The organism is Streptomyces sp. M41, from assembly GCF_043673425.1.
Taxonomy (GTDB): domain Bacteria; phylum Actinomycetota; class Actinomycetes; order Streptomycetales; family Streptomycetaceae; genus Streptomyces.
In genome coordinates this window covers 112,396-133,565 of record NZ_JBIMKE010000014.1, presented here as the reverse complement: position 1 = coordinate 133,565, position 21,170 = coordinate 112,396, and the positions used below count along the sequence as shown (strand labels likewise).

General features: G+C 72.4%; 20 protein-coding genes. 10 read left to right on the top strand and 10 right to left on the bottom strand.

The genetic code is table 11. The features are described from left to right. Positions 1–12 precede the first annotated feature (12 nt). Both ACHBTE_RS19265 and ACHBTE_RS19260 read right to left on the bottom strand, forming a co-directional pair. Positions 13–927, bottom strand: a complete 915-nt coding sequence (locus ACHBTE_RS19265; protein WP_394725167.1) for a hypothetical protein — start codon at positions 925–927, stop codon at positions 13–15. Between the two features lie 233 nt (positions 928–1,160). After that, positions 1,161–4,283, bottom strand: coding sequence for a sacsin N-terminal ATP-binding-like domain-containing protein (locus tag ACHBTE_RS19260; RefSeq protein WP_394725166.1), 3,123 nt, complete (start codon positions 4,281–4,283; stop codon positions 1,161–1,163). Positions 4,284–4,508: 225 nt separating this feature from the next. On the opposite strand from ACHBTE_RS19260, the gene ACHBTE_RS19255 reads away from it, so the two are divergent. Next, positions 4,509–5,156 (top strand): Uma2 family endonuclease, encoded by a 648-nt coding sequence (locus ACHBTE_RS19255; RefSeq protein ID WP_394725164.1) that lies wholly within the window; start codon positions 4,509–4,511, stop codon positions 5,154–5,156. Positions 5,157–5,168: 12 nt separating this feature from the next. On the opposite strand, the gene ACHBTE_RS19250 is transcribed toward ACHBTE_RS19255, so the two are convergent. Then, positions 5,169–6,095 (bottom strand): DUF3027 domain-containing protein, encoded by a 927-nt coding sequence (locus ACHBTE_RS19250; RefSeq protein WP_394725163.1) that lies wholly within the window; start codon positions 6,093–6,095, stop codon positions 5,169–5,171. Between the two features lie 322 nt (positions 6,096–6,417). On the opposite strand from ACHBTE_RS19250, the gene ACHBTE_RS19245 reads away from it, so the two are divergent. The 4 genes from ACHBTE_RS19245 (at position 6,418) to ACHBTE_RS19230 (ending at position 9,926) form a co-directional block, all read left to right on the top strand. After that, complete coding sequence (locus tag ACHBTE_RS19245) at positions 6,418–7,845, top strand: MFS transporter (RefSeq protein WP_394725162.1); 1,428 nt, start codon at positions 6,418–6,420, stop codon at positions 7,843–7,845. A 71-nt stretch (positions 7,846–7,916) separates the two neighbouring features. Continuing rightward, on the top strand, positions 7,917–8,414 hold the full coding sequence (locus tag ACHBTE_RS19240) for a DUF2771 domain-containing protein (protein WP_394725161.1): 498 nt from the start codon (positions 7,917–7,919) through the stop codon (positions 8,412–8,414). A gap of 26 nt (positions 8,415–8,440) precedes the next feature. Continuing rightward, complete coding sequence (locus tag ACHBTE_RS19235) at positions 8,441–9,088, top strand: futalosine hydrolase (protein ID WP_394725160.1); 648 nt, start codon at positions 8,441–8,443, stop codon at positions 9,086–9,088. Then, on the top strand, positions 9,078–9,926 hold the full coding sequence (locus ACHBTE_RS19230; RefSeq protein WP_394725159.1) for a 1,4-dihydroxy-6-naphthoate synthase: 849 nt from the start codon (positions 9,078–9,080) through the stop codon (positions 9,924–9,926). The genes ACHBTE_RS19235 and ACHBTE_RS19230 overlap by 11 nt, the downstream gene beginning before the upstream one ends. Positions 9,927–9,969: 43 nt before the next feature. Here the strand turns inward: ACHBTE_RS19230 and ACHBTE_RS19225 are convergent, their stop codons facing one another. Beyond that, positions 9,970–10,353 carry a cold-shock protein gene (locus tag ACHBTE_RS19225; protein ID WP_394725158.1) on the bottom strand — a complete coding sequence of 128 codons (384 nt, stop codon included), beginning with the start codon at positions 10,351–10,353 and terminating at the stop codon, positions 9,970–9,972. A gap of 165 nt (positions 10,354–10,518) precedes the next feature. On the opposite strand from ACHBTE_RS19225, the gene ACHBTE_RS19220 reads away from it, so the two are divergent. Further along, complete coding sequence (locus tag ACHBTE_RS19220) at positions 10,519–10,770, top strand: hypothetical protein (RefSeq protein ID WP_394725157.1); 252 nt, start codon at positions 10,519–10,521, stop codon at positions 10,768–10,770. Here the strand turns inward: ACHBTE_RS19220 and ACHBTE_RS19215 are convergent. The 4 genes from ACHBTE_RS19215 to ACHBTE_RS19200 form a co-directional block, all read right to left on the bottom strand. After that, complete coding sequence (locus ACHBTE_RS19215) at positions 10,746–11,372, bottom strand: HAD family hydrolase (RefSeq protein WP_394725156.1); 627 nt, start codon at positions 11,370–11,372, stop codon at positions 10,746–10,748. The two genes, ACHBTE_RS19220 and ACHBTE_RS19215, sit on opposite strands and share 25 nt — an antisense overlap. Positions 11,373–11,456: 84 nt before the next feature. Then, positions 11,457–12,458 carry a hypothetical protein gene (locus ACHBTE_RS19210; RefSeq protein ID WP_394725155.1) on the bottom strand — a complete coding sequence of 334 codons (1,002 nt, stop codon included), beginning with the start codon at positions 12,456–12,458 and terminating at the stop codon, positions 11,457–11,459. 76 nt (positions 12,459–12,534) lie between these two features. Next, complete coding sequence (locus ACHBTE_RS19205; RefSeq protein WP_394725153.1) at positions 12,535–12,918, bottom strand: hypothetical protein; 384 nt, start codon at positions 12,916–12,918, stop codon at positions 12,535–12,537. Beyond that, positions 12,915–14,177, bottom strand: coding sequence for a substrate-binding domain-containing protein (locus tag ACHBTE_RS19200; protein WP_394725225.1), 1,263 nt, complete (start codon positions 14,175–14,177; stop codon positions 12,915–12,917). The genes ACHBTE_RS19205 and ACHBTE_RS19200 overlap by 4 nt, the downstream gene beginning before the upstream one ends. A 208-nt stretch (positions 14,178–14,385) precedes the next feature. On the opposite strand from ACHBTE_RS19200, the gene ACHBTE_RS19195 reads away from it, so the two are divergent. The 3 genes from ACHBTE_RS19195 to ACHBTE_RS19185 all read left to right on the top strand — a co-directional run bounded on the left by ACHBTE_RS19195 (position 14,386) and on the right by ACHBTE_RS19185 (position 17,534). Continuing rightward, entirely contained in the window at positions 14,386–16,920 is a 2,535-nt protein-coding gene (locus ACHBTE_RS19195; protein WP_394725152.1) for a helicase-associated domain-containing protein, read from the top strand. A 188-nt stretch (positions 16,921–17,108) separates the two neighbouring features. Next, positions 17,109–17,234 carry a hypothetical protein gene (locus ACHBTE_RS19190; protein WP_394725151.1) on the top strand — a complete coding sequence of 42 codons (126 nt, stop codon included), beginning with the start codon at positions 17,109–17,111 and terminating at the stop codon, positions 17,232–17,234. Positions 17,235–17,336: 102 nt separating this feature from the next. Next, positions 17,337–17,534, top strand: coding sequence for a hypothetical protein (locus ACHBTE_RS19185; protein WP_394725150.1), 198 nt, complete (start codon positions 17,337–17,339; stop codon positions 17,532–17,534). On the opposite strand, the gene istB is transcribed toward ACHBTE_RS19185, so the two are convergent. Then, the gene (istB, locus tag ACHBTE_RS19180; protein ID WP_394725149.1) at positions 17,503–18,783 is read right to left on the bottom strand and encodes an IS21-like element helper ATPase IstB; all 1,281 of its coding nucleotides are present in this window, start codon (positions 18,781–18,783) and stop codon (positions 17,503–17,505) included. The genes ACHBTE_RS19185 and istB overlap by 32 nt on opposite strands. Before the next feature lie 111 nt (positions 18,784–18,894). After that, positions 18,895–19,281, bottom strand: coding sequence for a hypothetical protein (locus ACHBTE_RS19175; protein WP_394725148.1), 387 nt, complete (start codon positions 19,279–19,281; stop codon positions 18,895–18,897). A gap of 200 nt (positions 19,282–19,481) precedes the next feature. Between ACHBTE_RS19175 and ACHBTE_RS19170 the strand changes: the two genes are divergently transcribed. Next, entirely contained in the window at positions 19,482–21,134 is a 1,653-nt protein-coding gene (locus tag ACHBTE_RS19170) for a DNA repair helicase XPB (protein WP_394725147.1), read from the top strand. Positions 21,135–21,170 lie beyond the last annotated feature (36 nt).

The window sequence follows — 21,170 nt, the reverse complement described above, 5'->3', positions numbered from 1 at the left end:
GGCACGGTGTGACTACTGGACGTCGACGAAGTCACCCGCGGCGACGACCGCCGGGGTCGTCGAGGTGCCCGCGAAGTTGTAGCGGAAGTAGCCGTCGGTCGACGCGGTGACCGTGGTCTTCAGCTCACCGGTCGAGTTGGTCTTGATGGTCTTGACCGTGCTGTAGGTGTCGCTGCCCTTCTTGCGGAACTGCAGCTTCACCGGCTGGTTGGTGTAGCCGTGGTACTTGTTGTCCTCCCAGTTGGCCCGGGAGAGCTTGCCGGTGACGGTGATCGGCTTGCCCTTCTTCACCGGCTCCGGCGAGGCGTTGACCGTCTGCTTCGAGTAGCGCTGGACCAGCGTGGAGGCGAGGCCGCCCTGGTCCTTGTAGCCGACCTTGGTGATGTCGAAGGTCTCGCCGTCCGGGTCCTCACCGTTGAAGGCGATGGCCATCGCGCCGGCCTTCCAGCTGCCCGCGTCGGAGTTGATCAGCTCGCTGTCGGCCGGGTAGAAGTCGATCGTGCCGGTGCAGTTGGCCTTGGTCGACGACGCGGGCGTGCACTTCGCGTAGTTGTTGCCGAACAGCATGTTGTCCGGCGAGTCGAAGGAGCCCTTGTAGAGGTAGGGGTCGGTGTAGAAGTCACTGGCGGTGACGTCGACGTCCGCACCGTGCGTCATCGTGAACGACACCTTGGTGGAGACGTGGTTCGTCGTCCCGACCTTGACCGCCGTGGCGATCTTGAAGTTGGAGAAGGTGGCGTTCAGGGTGTACGGCTGGCCGTCTCCCGGGGCACGGGTGCCCGCGCTCCTGCCGGAGTCCTGCGCGGCCTCACGGATCTTCGCGATGTCCGCACGGCTCGCCGCGTCGTCGGCCTGCGCGGCCGGAACGGCGAGGGCGGAGAGGGCCAGGGCGCCGGAGACGGCGGCCACGGTGGCTCGTATGCGCATGCGTTCTCCACGTGGAGAAGGGGCCCCGCTGGTCGCTGTCCACTTGCGTGTCGCGGTCGCACCGGGGCCCGAGTGATCGTTGGAGTCTGTTGACCCACAAGATCAGATATGTGGCGGGGGCGCTCGGTTGTGCCGCAGATGAGGATGTTGCGCAAGTGTTATGAAGCTGCTGAACTCACGGTGCAGGCATACGAGTTGCCCGGCCCCGCACGAGAGCGCCCTGACCGGCCGCCTCAGTCGAACCAGCGGTCCCGTGCCAGCTCCGCCGTCCGGGAGGGATCCTCCAGCAGGGCCGCCACCTCGAACCGCCGCGGCCACTGCCCCGCCGCCCATGCGAGACCGGCGGCGACGCCCTCCAGGGTCGAGGCGTGCAGGGCGCCGTCGTCGGTGAGACGCCAGTCGATCTCGACTCCGTCCACGACGAGCTCCTCGTGCTCGACGTAGCTGTCCGGGGTCCGCGCCCCGAGCAGTACCCGCACCGATTCCGGTACGTCGTGCTCGGCGCCCTCGCTCGTCACCTCGCCGGTGACCGACTCGCTCAGCCGCCGCACCTGGAACAGCTCGGCCAGCTCGACGGCCCGGGACGGCCGTACCGGAAGCAGCGGCACGCCCTCGGTGAAGGGCAGCAGATCCGGCGAGTCGACGACCACCGCGTCCGCCGCGTCCACGACCTCCACCCGCCCGTCGACCACGGCCCGCAGCTCGTCCGGCAGCGTCACCTGCTCGGGATCGAGCTCGGCCAGCGCGCCGTACAGGGCGTGCAGCTGGGCCGCGGTGACCTCGCGCTCCGGGTCGGCGAGCCGGTCCAGCAGCTCGGCGGCGCCGCCCGGCTCGTCGAGCAGCGCGGCGACGGACGTGCGCACGCCCAGCGCCCGCAGCACCTGCTCGTCGTCGAAGCCGGTGGCGTCGGCCTCGTCGTACAGCCCGCGCAGCAGCGGGTCCCCGCCGGAGGCGAGCAGTCCGGCGGGACGGCGGCCGTCCAGCACCGGGTGGCCGCGCAGCCACCAGGCCGTGTACGGGCGCACCACCTCGTGGGTGCCGTCCGGCAGCAGGATCCGTACCGGCTGGGTGAGCGCGTCACGCAGCGGCGGCTGGGCGAGCAGGGCGAGGGCCTGCGGCCACTTGTCGTCGTCGACCAGGTCCAGATCGCGTACGGCGATGAGTTCGGTGGCGACCGGCGGTACCGGCGTGTCGGGGAACCGGTCGAGGATGTCCTCGCTCCACACGTCCACGGCGTCCAGCAGACCGGCGTCGTCGGGCTCGGCGAAGTCGCTCTCGCGCGGCTCCAGTTCGTCCGGGTCGAGGACGACGTCGGTGGCCCGGACCAGGGCGAAGTTGGCGAGCACTCCACACGCGGCGAGCGGCCCGGCACCCCACCTGTCCGCCAGATCGGCGTCCACGGTGGCCAGTTCGCCCTCGCGCATGACCTGGTGGAAGGGGCTGCCGGGGAGGACCAGTTCACCGGCGGGCGCCGGCTCCCCCTCCTCGTCGGGGAGCGCGAGGGCGCCGAGCCAGGGCTCGTCACCGGGCTCCAGGGCGGCGTCCCGCACGAGCGCGAGCACGGTCTCGGCCAGTTCCTCGGCGTCCGGGGTGTCCTCCTCCCAGCTCACACCGCCGTCGTCGTCGAGGGAGGCGGCGACGGCCGCGCGCACCTGGGGCGTGGTGAGGACCGCGCGGGGCGTGGCGGGCAGGGCGCCGAGCTTCTCCAGGAGCGGGTGGGCCGCTTCCCGGTGGGCGACCTTGAGGCCGAGCCGGGCGAGGACCTCGGCGTCGATGGGGGCGCCGTCGGAGGTGGGCAGCAGCACCTGCCGGGGGCCGATCGTCGTCCGCCCGTCGGCGAGCGGCACGGGGAGCCCGGACAGCCGGTCCGGGTCGACTCCGGCGAGGCTGTCGTACAGCCTCCGCCACCAGCCGGGCTCCTTCTCCAGCCCGGCCAGCCGGTCGACGGCGTCGGTGAGCGGGACGCGGGCGACACCCAGGGTCCGCAGCTCCACGCGTCGTTCGAGCCCGGCGGGCAGCAGCGTGGGCAGCACCTCGGCGAGCACCCGCACCGTGTCGCCACCGGCGCCCTCGACGACCTCCGCGTCCCGGGGCCGCAGCGATTCGGGCAAGTCGGAGTCGTGCTCGCGGGGCTCGACCGCGGGCGGCAGGAAGGAGGTCCGGGGCAGCCGCTCCAGGATCGCCTGGCGCAGCGCCCCGTCCAGCTCGCCCTTGCCGAGCGGGCCGGGCACCAGCCCGATGACGCCCTCGTTCACCGGCCGCCAGTCGGCGAGCAGTTCGGCGTAGGCGTCCGCCGCGCGCTGCACCAGGAAGTCGGTCAGCGGGCCGGGGGCAGCATGCCGGCGGGTGGTGTCGAGAGGGAAGGACGCGATGAGGAGGGCGGGGACACCCAGGGGTTCGTCGCTGGGCGTGGGGGCGTGGACGACGGGGGCGGTGCGGGGGCGGTCCGGGGTGCTGTCGGTGGCGTCGACGGGCACGGCCCAGGTCAGCGACCAGTGCGGGCGCAGCCGCTCCTCGACGGGGCGGTCGGCGAGGAGGTCGGGGGTGAGGGGGCCGTGGGCGACGGACGTACGCCAGTGGGTGACGCCGTCTCTGGAGTCCTCGACGACCGTGAAGGGGCCGTCGACGCTGCGGCGCAGGGTGCGCGGCTCGCCGTCGCCGATCTCGAGGACGACCTCCTCCAGGCCGGGCAGGGCGAGGAGCAGCGCGTCGTCGACGGAGTGCAGCAGCCGTTCGGCGAGGTCGGTGGCCGCGGTGTCGCGCAGCGGCAGGATGACGGCGGTGTCGTACGGGGCGGGGGCGGTGCCCTCGGCGGCGAACGGGAGCCGGAGCAGCGGCACATGGCCGTCCCGTCGCCGGATCTCGTCGCCCAGCCCGGGGCTGTGCCGTGCGGTGTCGCGGGCCAGCTCGCGGGCCTCGGCGAGGGACCAGCGCACACCGCCGTGCCGCCCGACGACCGCGGGCTCGTCGGTGACGGAGAGCACGGCGGCGAAGCCGACGCCGAAGCGGCCCACCGCGGCCGTGTCCCGCTTGGCGGAGGCGCGCAGGGTGGACAGCGACTCGACGCCGGCCGCGTCGAGCGGGGCGCCGGTGTTGGCGGCGACGAGCACCCCGTCGCGCAGGGTGAGCCGGAGCCGTCCGGTCACGCCCGCCCGGGCGGCGGCGTCGGCGGCGTTCTGAGCGAGCTCGACCACGAGCCGGTCCCGGTACCCGCCGAGGACGAGATCCTCCTCGGCGTTGGCGTCCTCGCGGAACCGGGCGGGGCTGGTCGCCCAGGCGTCGATGACACCCCGGCGCAGACGGGCCGTACCGAAGGGATCGGCACCTTCGGCCGCGGGCCGCACGAACTTGCTCACGTTGACTCTCCTCATCGGCTGCGATGAAGGTACCGCCTGGGCTGGGCGGGTGCAGATCAGAGATGAGGTGAGGGCGTGCGGCACGGCCGGTGAGGCGGTCCGCAGGTCATCGCGCCCCCGAACCAGGCGGTCGCTGCCGCGAGTGCCGATCCGACGTCCTGGAGGCCGCCTAGCATGAAAGCGACGATCCTTGCCCCTGGGCACAGACGACGAGGAGCGAGCGCCATGACCATCGCCCCGGACAACGCGCGGCAGGGTGCTTCCCACCTGTACCGGGCCATGCGCGACTTCGTGGAGTCAACGGACGGCACCCTCCCCGGCAGGTTCGAGATCACCAAGGAAGGGATCGTCCTCGACATGATGTCGCCTGTCCGGCCGCATGAGCTCACCGCCCTCCGTCTCCGGAAACGCCTGGAGAAGGTCATGCCTGAGGAGATCGTGGCCCATACAGGCGAGCCCGACGTCGAGATGGAGCCAGAAGGCATCATGCACCGCCCCGACATCATGGTGATCGCCGAGGCCGACATGGAGGGAGAGGGGTCCTTCGATCCTCGTACGCTCATCGCCGCCGTCGAGATCGTCTCGCGCTCCAACCCGGACAACGACTGGGTCACCAAGATGCGCGACTACCCGCTGATCGGCATCCCCGTCTACGCCGTCTTCGACCCCCGCACCGGCACCGGCGCCGTTCTCACCGACATCCACTCCACCCCCGGTGGCCCGCGCTACGCCACGCGCAAGGACTTCGTCTACGGCGAGGATGTCACCATCGGCGACTGGACGATTTCGACGGAGAACCTGCCGCGCTACAAAGCCGAGGAAGTCGAAGCGGCCGAGGACGAGGAGAGGGCCGGCGGTCACTCGGCCTCCTGAAGGGTCCGCGCCCTACGAGTGCCCCAGCTCCGCCGAGTCGTCGTCCGAAGTGACCGGGACCGAGCCCGAGTCCGGTGCCGGGCGCAGGGGGAAGGGGTCCACGCGGGTCTCGTCGATCACCGGCGGAGCCGGCCGTGGCGGCTTGGGCATGACCGCGGCCTCGGAGTGGCCGCCGCAGCCGTAGGTCAGGGAGACGACGCGGCCGTCGGCCGGGGAGAACTCGTTCGCGCAGACGCCGAAGGCCTGGCCCAGGGAGCCGCCGATCGGGGCGAGGAAGCCGCAGGTGACGCAGGACGCCGGGGCCGCCTGGGCCATGGGGGTCTTCGCGCCGAACGCCTCGTCCCAGCGGTCCGCGGCGACATGCAGGCCGTAGCGGGACAGGACCCGGGCGCGGCGCATGCCCAGTTCCTCCGCCACCGAGGCGATCGAGCCGCGGGACGGGACGACGGAGAGGTTCGCGGGGACGCCCCCGGCCACCTCCGCGTCCTCGGCCTCCACCAGCTCGGCCATCTCGTGCGAGACGGGCGCGTTCGGCCCGGGCTCGTCCTCGCCGGAGTAGCCCGGCTCCAGGCGGAGGTCCTCGGCGTCCGTGGGCAGCAGGTCGCCCGGGCCCATGTCGCCGGGGCGCAACCGCTCGCTCCACGGCACCCACTCGGGGGCCAGCAGGGCGTCCGGGCCCGGCAGCAGCACCACCTCGTCCAGCGTGACGACCTTCGCGCGTGAGGCGCGGGCCACCGTCACCGCCCAGCGCCAGCCGCGGTATCCGAGTTCCTTGCACTCGAAGAAATGCGTGACGACGCGGTCGCCCTCGGAGACCAGACCCGCGTGCTCGCCCACGACGCCGGGCGCGGCGGCCTCCTCGGCTGCGCTGCGCGCGAGGTCGACCGCCTCGGCGCACAGACGGTCGGGGGTGCGGCTTCGCGTTGTCGCTGCGCTCACAGGTATCGCTTCTCTCCTACGCCGTCACTCGGGTGCGGCCTCAAGGGCGGTGGAACGGACGGAGCGGACCTGTGGGCCGCGTCGACGTCCGCGTCCGAATCGCGCTCGGGCGCACCTACGTCATCCATTGTGCGGGATGGCTGAGATACGCACGCTACCTGTTCGCGAGCGCTGGGCCTACACCGACGGCCCCTTTCACCGCCGCGCGGCGAGTGGCGAAAGCCCGTCGCCCCGCGCGAACCGCCCCCGCCGGGCCGAGACCTTGCCCTCCATACGCGCCGTAACCGCACTACCCACCCCCATCTCGGGGCACTATTGCGTCGTGGCAACCGCGAGGCCGCCCCAAGGAGCCACCGGCGTCGGTGGCGCCAAGGGAGGCCGCAGTCGAGGTGGCGGAACGGGCCGGGTGCGCGGCTCCCTCCGCGCCATCGGCCGTGCCCTGCACTTCCCCTTCACCGGCCCCGCCCGCGGCATCCGCAAGGCCACGCACGCGCAGGGCGCCGGCGAGTCCGGCCTCGGCAAGCTGATCGAACTGCACGGGGTGAACGGCGCCGGGGACATGATGATCACCGTCGCCCTCGCCTCCACCGTCTTCTTCTCCGTCCCCACCGACGAGGCCCGCGGCCGGGTCGCGCTCTACCTCGGCATCACCATGGCGCCGTTCACGCTTCTCGCGCCCGTGATCGGCCCCCTCCTCGACCGGCTGCCGCACGGCCGCCGCGCGGCGATGGCGGGTGCGATGCTGGCCCGGGCGCTGCTCGCCCTGGTGCTGTCCAGCGCCGTCATCAGCGGCGATCTCCAGCTCTATCCGGCTGCACTCGGGGTGCTGGTCGCCTCGAAGGCGTACGGCGTCGTCAGAAGCGCCGTGGTGCCCCGTCTGCTGCCACCCCGCTTCTCCCTGGTGAAGGCCAACTCCCGGGTCACCCTCGGCGGTCTCCTCGCCACCGGCATCGCGGCACCGATCGGCGCGGGGCTCCAGGCGATCGGGCCGCGCTGGCCGCTGTACGGCGCCTTTGTGATCTTCATCGCCGGTACGTTCCTGTCGTTCTCCCTGCCGCGGAAGGTCGACTCGGCCAAGGGCGAGGACACCGCGCTGCTGGCCGCCGACGAGCAGCATCTGCACGGACCGCACCGGCAGCCGGTCAAACGCCCCGGGCTGCGTACCGTCGGCATCGCCGTCACCCACGCGCTCGGCGCCAACGCGGCCCTGCGCTGTCTGTCCGGCTTCCTGATCTTCTTCCTGGCGTTCCTGCTGCGCGAGCATCCGATGTCCGGGCAGAGCGCCGCCGTGTCGCTGGGGATAGTGGCCGTCGCCGCCGGGCTGGGGAACGCGTGCGGCACGGCCGTCGGGGCCTGGCTCAGATCCCGGGCGCCGGAGATCATCATCGTGACCGTCGTGGGTCTGGTGCTGGGCGTGGCGATCACGGCCGCGGCCTTCTTCGGCGCGGTCCTGGTGGCGGGCCTGGCGGCGGTCGCCGGGTTCGCGCAGGCGCTGGCCAAGCTGTCGCTGGACGCGCTGATCCAGCGGGATGTGCCCGAGCTGGTCCGCACCTCGGCGTTCGCGCGCTCGGAGACCCTGCTGCAGATGTCCTGGGTGCTCGGCGGCGCGATCGGCATCGTGCTGCCGCTGGAGGGCTCGCTGGGCCTGCTGGTCGGCGCGGCGATCGTCGCCACCGGCTGGCTGACCACCGTCAAGGGCCTGATCGGCTCGGCCCGGCACGGCGGGCACACGCGGCCACGTGTGGCATGACGGGCCGCGTGACCCACGGCACGCCGCCCCCGCGTAGAGAGAGCGTCATACCCGCCCGATAGCCTTCGCCCATGACCACGCTGCCCCGCGGCGAAGCCGCTGATGTACCACGTGCTGTGCGACGCCGCCGCGCCGTCGCCGCCGCCGGCGCCGTTTCCGCCGGACTGCTCGTCCTGTCGGCCTGCGACCAGCCGACGCCGCTGGCCACGATCACGGTCGGCTCCTCCTCCGTCCACTCGGAGGCCACCTGCGGTGGTGAGGGCAAGGCCCTGAAGACGCCGGACCTGGCGAAGTGCCTCAAGAACAAGAACCTCGAGTCCATCAAGGTCGACCCGGACGACACCGTGCGCTTCGGCGTCGACCCGGAGATCGCGGACGAGGGCTGGACGATCCTCATGAACGGCCAGCCGCTCACCGACTCCAGCAAGAAGACGTACCGCACCGTCCCGGGCAGCGTGTTCTTCAACGCCCAGTACGGCGCGAGCGGCGACTCGACGCTGGTGTCGATCAAGGAGGGCGAGCAGGACGTGACGGGTCTGTGGTCCTTCAAGCTCAAGAAGGACAGCTGACCACGTCCGCCGTACCACGGGTCCTGGTGGCCACCGCGGTCCCTGCGGAACGGGACGCGGTGGCCCGGGCGCTCACGGCCCCCGGCGCCGAGCTGATCGCCGTCGGCGTGGGCCCCGCCCAGGCCGCCGCCGCCACCGCCACGGCACTCACCACCGCCGCCCTGAAGGGCACCCCTTACGGGCTGGTCGTCTCGACCGGCATCGCCGGCGGCTTCGCCCCGCACGCCCCCGTCGGCTCGCTCGTCGTCGCCGACGAGATCACCGCCGCCGATCTGGGCGCGGAGACCCCCGACGGCTTCCTTCCCGTCACCGAGCTGGGCTTCGGCACCGTCACCCACCGTCCGCCGGAAGCACTCGTACGAGAGGTCGTGGCCGCCACCGGCGCCCGTCCCGGCGCGGTCCTCACCGTCTCCACGGTGACCGGCACCGCCGTGCGCGCCGCGCAGCTTCGGGAGCGTCACCCCACCGCCCTCGCCGAGGCCATGGAGGGCTTCGGCGTCGCCGAGGCCGCCGCCGCGCACGGCACACCCGTGCTGGAGCTGCGCGCGGTCTCCAACGCCGTCGGCCCCCGCGACCGCGCCGCCTGGCGCATCGCGGACGCGCTGGCCGCGCTGACGGAGGGCTTCGGGAAGCTCGCGCCGGTACTGGAGAGTTGGAACCCCCATGAGCAGTGAGCTGTTGCAGATCGCGTACTCCCCCTGCCCGAACGACACCTTCGTCTTCGACGCCCTCGCCCACGGCCGGGTGCCCGGCGCCCCGGCGCTCGACGTCACATTCGCCGACATCGACATCACCAACGGCATGGCCGAGCGCGGGGAGTTCGACGTCCTGAAGGTGTCGTACGCCGTGCTGCCGTACGTCCTCGGCGCCTACACCCTGCTGCCCTGCGGGGGCGCGCTGGGGCGGGGGTGCGGGCCGCTGGTGCTGACCCGGGAGGCGGGGGTGGACCTCACCGGGCGTACCGTCGCGGTGCCGAGCGAGAAGTCGACGGCGTATCTGCTGTTCCGGCTGTGGGCCGCCGACACGCTGCCCGGCCGGGTCGGCGAGATCGTGGTGATGCCGTTCCACGAGATCATGCCCGCGGTGCGGGACGGGAAGGTCGACGCGGGACTCGTCATCCACGAGGCGCGCTTCACGTACCAGAACTACGGGCTGCACAGGCTCGCCGACATGGGCGAGCACTGGGAGGACACGACCGGGCTGCCCATTCCGCTGGGCGCGATCATCGCCAAGCGGTCACTGGGCGAGGAGCAGCTGCGGCTGCTCGCCGACTCGATCCGGACATCCGTCCGGGCCGCCTGGGACGACCCCGAGGCCACCCGCCCGTATGTCATGGAACACGCCCAGGAGATGGATCCGTCCGTCGCCGACCAGCACATCGGGCTGTACGTCAACGAGTTCACCGCCGACCTGGGCGAGGACGGCTACGCGGCGGTGCGCGGGCTGCTCACGCGGGCTGCGGCCGAGGGGCTGGTGCCGCCCCTCGGACCGGAAGCGCTGGACTTTCCGTAGGACCGGAAGAAGCCCGTGTCCAGCGCCTGTGCGGGGGCTGGGGCTAGACGTCGAGCTGGTCGGCGACCGCCCGCAGGAGGCCCGCGATCTTCTTGCCAGCGGTCTTCTCCGGGTAACGGCCACGCTCCAGCATCGGCGTGATGTTCTCCAGGAGTGTGGTCAGGTCCTGGACGATGGAGGCCAGTTCGTCCGGTTTCTTACGCTGGGCGGCGGCGACCGAGGGCGTCGGATCGAGCAGGGTGACGGAGAGCGCCTGGTCACCTCGCTGACCGGCGACCACACCGAACTCCACTCGCTGTCCCGGCTTGAGTGTCTCTACTCCGGCGGGGAGGACCGAGGAATGAACGAAGACGTCACCGCCGTCGTCGCGGGAGAGAAAGCCGAAGCCCTTCTCGCTGTTGAACCACTTGACCTTGCCGGTAGGCACGTCTGTCCTCGTCCTCGTACTCGTCGGAAAACTGCTTCTGAAAACGGCTCTTGATAGCACTACAGCGGGTCGACCATGACCCGCCGGTTCCAAGGCTAATGCTCCCCGGGCAGGTGACAAGACGTCGCCCGGTTGTTCCCTCGCGCAGGGAACTACCCTGGTCGAGTGCGTGACAAAACCCAAACGAATTCCGCCGCTCCCGGTGACCGACTGATCCGTGCCGGTGGGGTCGTCTTCATCATCGGTGCCGTGGCCACTTTGGTCACGGTGGCCCCGTTCCTCCTCGGCACGACGCCTTTTCCGACGTACATGTTCGGACTGAGCATGCTCATGGGCGTCGGATTCCTCGTCGCCGGGGCCGGCGTGCTGCGGTCCGTCGCGGCCGGAAGGCGTCAGGCGCGCGGCGCCGCCAGGTAGCCGGTGAGCCAGTCCGGGAACTCCTCCAGGCCCGGCAGGACGACGTCCGCGCCGAGCGCCCGCAGCTGATCGGCGTCGTACGGCCCGGTCGCCACGGTCACCGACAGGGTGCCGGCGGCACGGGCGGCGCGTACGTCGCCCTCGTGGTCACCGACGTAGACGCCCGCCTCGTGCGCGCGCAGGGCCTCCGCCTTCTGCTCGGCCCAGAGGTTGCCTATGACCGCGTCCGGCTCGATGCCGAGATGGGCGAGGTGCAGCTTGGCGTTCGGCTCGTACTTGGCGGTGACGACGATCGCGCGTCCGCCGGCCTCGCGCACGGCGGCGATCGCCTCGCGGGCACCGGGCAGGGCGGGGGTCGCGGCGATGGCGGTCGTGGGGTACATCTCGCGGTACAGGTCGGCCACGGCCGGGACCTGCTCCGCCGGGAACCAGTTGATCAGCTCCTGGGCCAGGGGCGGGCCGAGGCGGGTCACCGCGAGGTCGGCGTCGATGTAGGTGCCCGTCCGCTCGGCGAGCGCCGTGTAGGTGGCGTGGATGCCGGGGCGGGAGTCGATGAGGGTCATGTCCAGGTCGAAGCCGACGGTGAGTGCCATATGGGCCATTGTGCCCAGGGCCGCCTACGGGCAGACGCCGGGTGCGGGTGAGGGGCGCGCGGCGACTCGGTCGTGGGCGCTGCCGGACGCCCCCTAGGTCTTGCGCTGTGAACGCCAGACGATGAACAACGCCGACGCCAGCGCCGCGCCCCGCACCACCCAGGGCCATGTCTCCGCGAGCGCCGCGTTCGCCTGGCCCTCGGCGATGGGGGTGCCCCAGCGGGCTTCGGTACGGCCCCAGAGCCAGACGACGCCGGCGGTGAGGGAGAGGGCGGGGAGGATCACGACCGCCCACTTGGTCTCGGCGTCGGACAGGCGTCGTGAGCCCCACGCGATGAGCCAGCCGAGCAGGAGCACGACGAGGTTGCCGAGGACCGCGCCGGCGACGAGGAGGGCCGCGGCGAGCAGCAGGAGGGGGTTGCTCCAGCGGCCGTCGGGGAGGGTGGGGCGGCGGATGAACCGGCGGCGCGGTGCCGCCTTCGGTGCGGCCTCCTCGGTCTGCGCGGCGGTCGGGGCGGGCTCCTCGGCCGGTTCCTTCTTCCGGAGGCTCGGGTCGTCGGGCGCGGGCGGGCGCCTGAGCATCTCCGGGATCTCCACGCCGCCGACGAAGCCCGGCACGTCCTCGCCCGGTCCGAAGGGGCTGCTGTCCACCCGCCACCAGTCCGCCTGGAGCGCGCTGCCGCCGAGGTCGGCGGTGCTCGCGAGGTGGGGCGGCGGGGACGCGTCGTCGGCTGCCGGCGCCGGCTCGGCGGGGCGGGGACGCGGCACCATGCGGCGCAGGCCCTTGGGGCGGGCCGGCTCGCTCCCGCCACGGCTGTCCGGCTGCACGGGCACGGAGGTGACCGGCCCCTGCGGGGCGGGGGCGGCGTCGCCCCCGGCGGCCGTGACGACCTCGTCCGGGGTGCCGAGGCGGGCGATGATGCGACGGACGGCGGCGGGGCTGTCGACGGGCACCTTGGCGCGCCGCCGGTCGATCTCGCCGCGCAGCTCGGACACCAGGCGCATGCGGGTGGCCGACGGCAGCTGCCGTTGCTGGGCCACGTCGCCGACGCGGCTCAGATACTCGTAGACGACCTGGTCGCTCTCGATCCCCACGAAGTCCCCTCCGGGGTGGGTGCGTCGGATACCCCGTGGCACGACGTTAGCGCAGGACAGCAGGCGGGTGCGCGGGTCAGTCCGGGCGGCACTCCCCCGAGTTGCGGGCCTCGGAGCACAGGCCGTGGCCGTGCTCGTGGAGGATGTCGCCGCCGCTCTGCCGGGTGAGGAAGTTCAGGAAGGCGGCGGCGACGGAGCCGGCCGGGGGCTCGCCGTAGGTGTAGGCGAACTCGGTCTGCCAGTAGGGGTAGTTCGTCTCCTCCACGCCCTCGGCGGTCGGCTGCCTGCCGTCGATCGCCACCTTGACGAAGCGGTCCGCGCCGCCGTGTCCGGCGACGACGGCGGCCTCGCTGTAGCCGAGGGCGCCGGGGGTCGAGGCGACGGTGTCGAGCATGGTGTCGGTGCTGCCGACCTCGCAGCGGCCGTATCCCCCGGTGTCCAGGGCCGCGCAGTCCGTCACCGTGAACTGGGCGGTTCGCGGCCGTCCAGGACCTTGCGGACGAGGGTGCCGCGGGTGCCGGAGCCGGGGTTGCGGTTGACGAGGTGGACGGGGACGTCGTTGCCGCCGACCTGCGACCAGTTGCGGACGCGGCCGGCGAACAGGGCGCGGATCTGGTCCAGCCTGAGGTTCTCCACGCCCGCGCCCTTGTTGACGACGAGGCTGAACACGGAGAAGGCGACGGGCCTGGGTATCAGCCGGGGGTGCCCGGCGGAGGCGAGGCCGTCGGTGAAGGCGAGATGGTCGCCGAGCCCTTCGCCGACCGGGATCCTCGCGTCCTCGCCCGCCGCGTCCAGGGCGGTCACACCCTCGGTGCTGCCCCGGAAGGTGTCCTCCTCCAGCGGGATCGCCACGTTCGCCCCCTCGCACCGGCGCAAGTAGTCCGCGGCGGCGGCCCGTACGGCGGGGGCGAAGGCGGTGGAGCCGTGCAGGTGCAGGGTGCCCTCGACGCAGTCCAGCGGGGGCCGTCGGTCCTCGCGCAGGAAGAGCGTGAAACACGCCTGGACGACGACGGCCGCGATCAGGACCCACATGGCCCACCAGGCGGGCCGGGAGGCGAAGACATGGCTCTCGGTCCTGGTGGCCTTCAGCCGGAAGAACCTCACCAGCGGGTCGTACCAGCGGCCGTGCCCGCCGACGGCCCCGCGCACGACCGGGTCCGGGAAGGGGTCGGTGCCGTGGTCGGCGGGCCAGCGTTCCAGGACGACGAGCACCTTGTACTCGGCTCCCCGGGGCAGCGTCACCTTGGGCAGCCGGATGATGCCCGTGCGCTCGCCCTCGTTGTTGTCGCGGCGGAAGCCCGGTTTGGCGACGGTGCGCACGCCGGCGCCCTCCGTCACGTCCTCGAAGAAGAAGTCCCGCAGCTCGTCCTGGGTGGGGTCGGTGAGGACCACGGCCGCCACCCGGCGGTCCCGGAAGGTGACCTTGATGCCGTAGGGGTCGGCGGGGTCGGCCAGATAGTCGTCGGGGACGATCTTGGCCGAGCCGGCGTTCTCGATGCGCAGCAGCACGAACGAGGGGTCCTTGAGCTGGTGGCCGTCGTGCCGCATGTCCCCGAGGACGTCGGCGTACGGCTTGTCGGCGGCGTCCGCGGCCAGGGTGTCCATCTGCACCCGGTAGCCGAGCCGCTTGCGTCCGACGACGGCGAACTCCCAGAGAAACGCCGCGACGGGGACCGCGAGACTCAGGATCGCGATCCACTGTTCCACCCGCTCACTCATGCTCACGCACCGCTTCCCCCGAATTCCCTTGCGCTTCGAAGCAGTTGACAGGGAGCCCAGGGTGACGGCCGGGCGCGCGGTGTTGCCGGGAGCACCGCGATCCTCCGGCCGATGTTCATCCGGCGGCCACCTGCGAAACGTTCCGTTCGCCCGGGAGCCGCCCCGCACACGCCGGTGCCCCGACCCGCCACCCGGTAACGTGAGTCGGATGAGCGACCCGGCTGCACCGCCCCGTTCCCTCGCGGAAGCGCTCCGCGCCCGGGACGACGTCTCCCTGGCCGTGCTCCTGCGCAGCCGTCCCGACCTCATCACGCCCGTCCCCACCGACCTCACCCAGCTGGCCACCCGCGCCGGCACCCGGGCGTCCGTGGTGCGCGCCCTGGAGCGGCTGGACCGGTTCGCGCTCCAGACCGCGGAGGCACTGGCGGTGGCGGCGGACCCGGCGACGTACGACGAGCTGCTCGGCCTGATGACCGGCGACGAGGGCGACCCGGCGGTCTCCGGCGCGCTCCCGCACGCCCTGGGGACCCTGCGGGACCAGGCCCTGGTGTGGGGCGGCGACGACCGGCTGCGGCTGGTGCGCACGGCGCGGGAACTGCTCGCGCCCGCCCCGCAGCATCCGTCGCCGACCGGTCTGGGCCCGACCGTGCAGGAGGCCACCGCGGGCATGTCGCCGGGCCGTATCCAGGAGATCGTCCGTACCGCCGGGCTGCCCTCGACGCACGACGCGGTGTCCGCCGTGTCTTCGCTCACCGCCCTGTTCAGCGACCGGAAGCGTATGAAGACGCTGCTCGCCGACGCCCCGGAGGAGTCCCGGGAGGTGCTGTCCCGGCTGGTGTGGGGGCCGCCTTACGGCCAGGTCACCGCCGATCCCGCACCCCGGCTGCGCTGGCTCCTGGACCGCGGCCTGCTGCTGCCGACGGCACCCGGCACCGTCGTCCTGCCGCGTGAGGTGGCCCTGCATCTGCGCGCCGGCCGCGCGCACCGCGCGACCGAGCCGCTGCCGCCCCCCGTCGAGCCGTCCGCCACGCACCGTCCACAGGTTGTGGACGCGACGGCGGCCGGGCAGGCGTACACGGCGCTGGCGACCGTCGAGGAGCTGCTCAAGGACTGGGACGAGGGCGGCCCGGCCGTGCTGCGGGCGGGCGGTCTGAGCGTGCGCGACCTCAAGCGCACCGCCGTCGCACTGGACGTCCCCGAGCCGCTGGCCGCCTTCTGGGTCGAGCTCGCCTACGCCGCCGGCCTGCTGGCCTCGGACGGCGAGGCCGACGAGCGGTACGCGGCGACCCCGGCCTACGACGAGTGGCTCGACCAGCCCCCGGCCCAGCGCTGGGCCCGGCTCGCGCAGACCTGGCTGACGGCGACGCGCACGGCGGGGCTGATCGGGGGCCGGGACGCGAAGGACCGGACGCTGTCGGCCCTCGGCCCCGGCCTGGACCGCTCCGCCGCCCCGGAGGTACGCCACCGGGTGCTGACCCTGCTCGCCGGGCTGCCGGAGGGCACCTCCCCGTCGGCCGACTCGGTGCTGGCCCGGCTGCGCTGGGAGCGCCCGCTGCGCGGCCCCCAGCAGCAGGACGACGACCTGCGCAGCAGGCTCGCCCGCTGGACGCTGAACGAGGCGGAGCTGCTCGGTGTGACGGGCCGCGGGGCGCTGTCGGCACACGGGCGGGCCCTGCTGGGAATCGCACCGCCGCAATCCGCTCCCGAGGAGCCGGTCGGGCCCGGGGACAAACTCCCCGTACATCACCGCCCCACCACTCCCCCCGAACCCCTCGCCCCCGCCGAGCAGTCCGTGGCCTGCGCTGCCGCCGCCCGGCTGCTCGCCCCGCTGCTCCCCGAGCCGCTCGACCATGTGCTGCTCCAGGCCGACCTCACCGCCGTGGCGCCGGGGCCGCTGCGGCGTCCCCTCGCCGACATGCTGGGGGTGCTCGCCGACGTCGAGTCGAAAGGCGGGGCGACGGTGTACCGGTTCACGCCGGGCTCGGTGCGGCGCGCGCTCGACGCCGGGCGCAGCGCCTCGGACCTGCACGCCTTCCTCGCCGAGCACGCGCGGACGCCGGTGCCGCAGCCGCTGGCGTATCTGATCGACGACGTGGCCCGTAAGCACGGCCATCTGCGGGTGGGCGCCGCCTCGGCGTACGTGCGCTGCGACGACGACGCGATGCTGAACGAGATCCTCGCCGACAAGCGGGCCGCCGGTCTGCGGCTGCGCCGGCTCGCGCCGACCGTGCTCGCTGCCCAGGCGGACCCGGCCGCGCTGCTGGACGGGCTGCGCGCGATGGGTTTCGCGCCGGCCGCCGAGTCGGCCGAGGGCGATGTGCTGATCACCCGCGCCGACGCCCACCGCACCCCGCCGCGCACGGCGCCCGAGCCCGTCCCGGAGGGTCCCCCGACGCCGGACGCCACGCTGCTGACGGCCGCGATCCGCGCCATCCGGGCGGGCGACCTCGCCTCCACCGCACCGCGCCGGCCGACCGCGGCCTCGGCCCCGGTGACCGGCGGCGAGCTGCCGCGCACCACCTCCGCCGAGACCCTCGCCACCATGCAGGCCGCCGTCCTGACCGGTGCCTCGCTGTGGATCGGGTACGTCAACGCCGAGGGCTCCGCGAGTCAGCGGGTCATCGCGCCGGTGCGGGTCGAGGGCGGGTTCGTGACGGCGTACGACCACACCGCGGACGAGGTGCGCACGTACCCCTTGCATCGGATCACCGGCGTCGCGGAGCTGGCGGACGACCAGATCTGACGGCGGGCCGGGCCCCGAGGGGGCGGGCCACTCGTTCGGGTGTACACGGCACTTCATGCACGCCACGCCGGGCTCTTCCAACTGTTGAGGGACCTTGCGACCCGTTCCGCATTCCGCCGCGCGGCTCAGGGCAGCCACCCGATGTCCTGATCTCGCTCAAGCGAGCGCAACAGAGAGGTTGTTGTCCCATGCGCACAGCTCGTCGCATCGCCACGGTGCTGGCTGCCACGGCCACCATGATCGGCGCCTTCGCCACCCAGGCCGCGGCGGTCGCCGTCGACGTCGCCGGAGCGGTGGTCGAGATCCCGATCTGACCCACATGCGCACCCGTCGGGCCGGACCCGTGTTCCAGGGGTCCGGCCCGACCGGTTCACCGCTCGTCACCGCTCCGGCACCAGAAAGGCTCACCCGTACCCATGTGCCCCACCGCCGCCCGCCTCACCACCGTCGCCGCGGCCCTGGTCGCCGGCGTACTCGCGTCCGTGGCCCCGGCGATCGCCGCCCCGGCCCTGCCGCTGCCCCTCCCGGCACCCGCGGCCGAGTCGCTGGTCACCGAGGGCGTCAGCATCGAAGGACCGCTGGTCAACAACCTCGCTCTGCCCACGCTGAAGTAGCGCGGCGCATCCGGTAGCTGTCCCCGTCGATCCGGACGACCTCGGCATGGTGGGCCAGCCGGTCCACCATCGCCAGAGCCGAGGAGCCGCCGAAGATCTCGTCCCACCGGCCGAGGGGACGGTCGCTGGTCACGATCAGTGAGGCCCGCTCGTAGCGGTGCGCGACCAACTGGAAGAAGAGCGCGGCGTCCTCCGCGTCGAAAGGCGTGTAGCCGACCTCGTCGACGATCAGCAGGGGATGGGCGTCGAGCGCCTGGAGTTCCTCGGCGAGCCGGTCGGCGTCCCGGGCCGCGGCCAGCCGCTCGGCCCACTGCGCGGCGGTCGCGAACAGCACCGAGTGACCCGCCTGGCAGGCGCGCACGCCGAGCCCGACGGCCAGATGCGTCTTGCCGGTGCCGGGCGGACCGACGAAGACCGCGTTGCGGCGGGCGGCGACGAAGTCCAGCTTGCCGAGCCGGGCCACGGCCGCCTGGTCGAAGGAGTGGGGGTGGTCGGCGTCGAAGTCCTCCAGCAGCTTGCGGGCGGGAAAGCCGGCGGCACGCAGCCGCTGCTCGGTGCTGGGCTCGTCGTCGCGTGCGCGGGCCTGGGCGGGGACGAAGACGTGCTCGGTGCCCTGCGCGCCGACGGGCTCGCTGTACCCGTCCTGCCCGTGCTGTCCGTGCTGTCCGTGCTGCCCGTGCTGCCCGTGGGGTGTCTGCGCATGACCCCGCTCGGCCTGCACGGCCATCGGCCCCGACATGTACGCGAGAATCGCCGCCGAGGCGATGAACGCCATGTGGATCACCGTGCCCCACAGCAGGGAGTGGCGGGACGTGTGGTGGACGTCCACGAACATCTGGAGCAGATGGACGGAGGAGATGCCCACGATGGCGGTGGCGAGCTTGACCTTCAGCACGTTGGAGTTCACATGCGAGAGCCACTCCGGCTGGTCGCGGTGGCCCTGGAGGCCGATGCGGGAGACGAACGTCTCGTAGCCGCCCACGATCACCATGATCAGCAGGTTGGCGATCATGACGACGTCGACCAGTTTGAGCACGGCGAGCATGACGTACGTCTCGGTCGCCCGCCCGGTCACGCACCGGAGGATTAACGCCCACAGCTCGTTGAAGAACTTGTAGACGTACACCCCCTGGGCGGCCACGAGGCCGAAGTAGAGCGGGGCCTGGAGCCAGCGGGTGGCGAACAGGGCATATCCGAGGGTGGTGCTCGGCGGGGAAGGATCACGAGTGAGGGACGGCACGGTCGGCATTCTTCGCAGCTGCCGCCGTCCAGGTGAAACCACGCCACTCACAAGGATGAAAAGACATCCTGTAGGACTCCGGGACGAGAGGTCCCCCGCCGAGCCCCGGCACGCGACCGGTCAGGCGGTCGCGTACTTGTATCCGGTGCAGCGGACGTCACCGACGCCACGCTTGATGTAGCAGAGCTTCACCTTCACCTTGGCGCCCTCGACGAAGTCCGTGCCTTCCTGGACCAGGTCGTCCTTGCCGCCCCAGCAGGAGGCCGTCACCATCCATTCCTCGCCGTTCTTCATCGAGAAGGCGTAGGTGCGGACGCCGTAGCCGTCCGCCTTGGTGTCGTGGCACTCGACCCGGTCGCCGTAGTCGAGGAACTTGCCCGTGCCACCCGAGACCTTGATCGTCGCGATCGTCCCGGCACTCGCGCTGCCGCCGAGTCCGGCCGTCACGGCCAACGCGACGCCGGCCACCAGCCCGGCCCGGGCGGTCTTGCGCATACGGTTCCGCATGTTTCCCCCATGGATCAGTACGGATTGCATCGTGTACGGATGGGATCAGTCCGGATTGGATCAGTCCGGATGATCAATGCACGGCGAAGCTAACACGGACCGAACCGGCGGCGGCCCCTCGCACGAGCCTGATGTGATCACCCTCGCATGAGGCACACTGGACGTTTGGCCCCGCCGAGCATCCGGAAAGGCAGCCACGCGTGAACGGACCACTGATCGTCCAGTCGGACAAGACTCTGCTCCTGGAGGTCGACCACGAGCAGGCCGACGCGTGCCGTCGGGCGATCGCGGCGTTCGCGGAGCTGGAGCGGGCGCCCGAGCACATCCACACCTACCGGGTGACACCGCTCGGTCTGTGGAACGCGCGCGCCGCCGGTCACGACGCCGAGCAGGTCGTGGACGCGCTGGTGACGTACAGCCGCTACCCCGTGCCGCACGCGCTGCTCGTGGACATCGCCGACACCATGGACCGGTACGGCCGCCTCACCCTCTCCAAGCACCCCGCGCACGGCCTCGTCCTCACCACCACCGACCGTCCGGTGCTGGAGGAGGTGCTGCGCTCGAAGCGGATCGCGCCGCTCGTCGGCAACCGCATCGACCCGGACACCGTGGTCGTGCACCCCTCCGAGCGCGGGCAGATCAAACAGACGCTGCTGAAGCTGGGCTGGCCGGCCGAGGACCTCGCCGGGTACGTCGACGGCGAGGCGCACCCGATCGAGCTGGCCGAGGACGGCTGGGCGCTGCGGCCGTACCAGAAGCAGGCCGTGGAGAACTTCTGGCACGGCGGCAGCGGGGTCGTGGTGCTGCCGTGCGGCGCCGGGAAGACCCTGGTCGGCGCCGGGTCCATGGCGCAGGCGAAGTCGACCACGCTCATCCTCGTCACGAACACCGTCTCCGCCCGGCAGTGGAAGCACGAGCTGGTGAAGCGGACATCTCTGACGGAGGACGAGATCGGCGAGTACAGCGGGACGCGGAAGGAGATCCGGCCCGTCACCATCGCCACGTACCAGGTGCTGACGACCAAGCGGAAGGGTGTCTATCCGCACCTGGAGCTCTTCGACTCCCGGGACTGGGGCCTGATCGTCTACGACGAGGTGCATCTGCTGCCGGCGCCGGTCTTCAAGTTCACCGCCGACCTCCAGGCCCGGCGGCGGCTCGGGCTGACCGCGACCCTGGTGCGGGAGGACGGGCGCGAGTCGGATGTCTTCTCGCTGATCGGTCCCAAGCGGTTCGACGCGCCGTGGAAGGAGATCGAGGCGCAGGGCTACATCGCGCCGGCCGACTGCGTGGAAGTGCGGGTCAACCTCACCGACTCCGAGCGGCTCGCGTACGCCACCGCCGAGCAGGAGGAGAAGTACCGCTTCTGCGCGACGACCGACACCAAGCGGAAGGTGACCGAGGCGCTGGTCCGCCGGTTCGCCGGGCAGCAGATCCTGGTGATCGGGCAGTACATCGACCAGCTCGACGAACTGGGCGAGCATCTGAACGCGCCGGTGATCAAGGGCGAGACGTCGAACGCCCAGCGCGAGAAGCTGTTCGACGCGTTCCGGGAGGGCGAGATCAGCGTCCTGGTGGTGTCCAAGGTCGCGAACTTCTCCATCGACCTGCCGGAGGCCACGGTCGCCATCCAGGTGTCGGGCACCTTCGGCTCCCGCCAGGAGGAGGCCCAGCGGCTCGGCCGGGTGCTGCGGCCCAAGTCGGACGGGCACCAGGCCCACTTCTACTCGGTCGTCGCCCGCGACACGATCGACCAGGACTTCGCCGCCCATCGCCAGCGGTTCCTGGCGGAGCAGGGGTACGCGTACCGGATCGTGGACGCGGACGAGATCCTCGCGGAGGGGCAGGAGAGGTAGCGGGGGGACGACTGTCCCGGGCGGGACGGCTGTCCC

Bases quoted from the DNA above. Each gene is read 5' to 3' on its own strand.
- istB (WP_394725149.1), bottom strand. From the start codon at position 18,783: ATGCCGACCGTGCCGTCCCTCACTCGTGATCCTTCCCCGCCGAGCACC.
- ACHBTE_RS19255 (WP_394725164.1), top strand. From the start codon at position 4,509: ATGACCATCGCCCCGGACAACGCGCGGCAGGGTGCTTCCCACCTGTAC.
- ACHBTE_RS19175 (WP_394725148.1), bottom strand. From the start codon at position 19,281: ATGCGGAACCGTATGCGCAAGACCGCCCGGGCCGGGCTGGTGGCCGGC.
- ACHBTE_RS19230 (WP_394725159.1), top strand. From the start codon at position 9,078: ATGAGCAGTGAGCTGTTGCAGATCGCGTACTCCCCCTGCCCGAACGAC.
- ACHBTE_RS19215 (WP_394725156.1), bottom strand. From the start codon at position 11,372: ATGGCCCATATGGCACTCACCGTCGGCTTCGACCTGGACATGACCCTC.
- ACHBTE_RS19265 (WP_394725167.1), bottom strand. From the start codon at position 927: ATGCGCATACGAGCCACCGTGGCCGCCGTCTCCGGCGCCCTGGCCCTC.
- ACHBTE_RS19195 (WP_394725152.1), top strand. From the start codon at position 14,386: ATGAGCGACCCGGCTGCACCGCCCCGTTCCCTCGCGGAAGCGCTCCGC.
- ACHBTE_RS19200 (WP_394725225.1), bottom strand. From the start codon at position 14,177: ATGAGTGAGCGGGTGGAACAGTGGATCGCGATCCTGAGTCTCGCGGTC.
- ACHBTE_RS19240 (WP_394725161.1), top strand. From the start codon at position 7,917: ATGACCACGCTGCCCCGCGGCGAAGCCGCTGATGTACCACGTGCTGTG.
- ACHBTE_RS19190 (WP_394725151.1), top strand. From the start codon at position 17,109: ATGCGCACAGCTCGTCGCATCGCCACGGTGCTGGCTGCCACGGCCACC.
- ACHBTE_RS19185 (WP_394725150.1), top strand. From the start codon at position 17,337: ATGTGCCCCACCGCCGCCCGCCTCACCACCGTCGCCGCGGCCCTGGTC.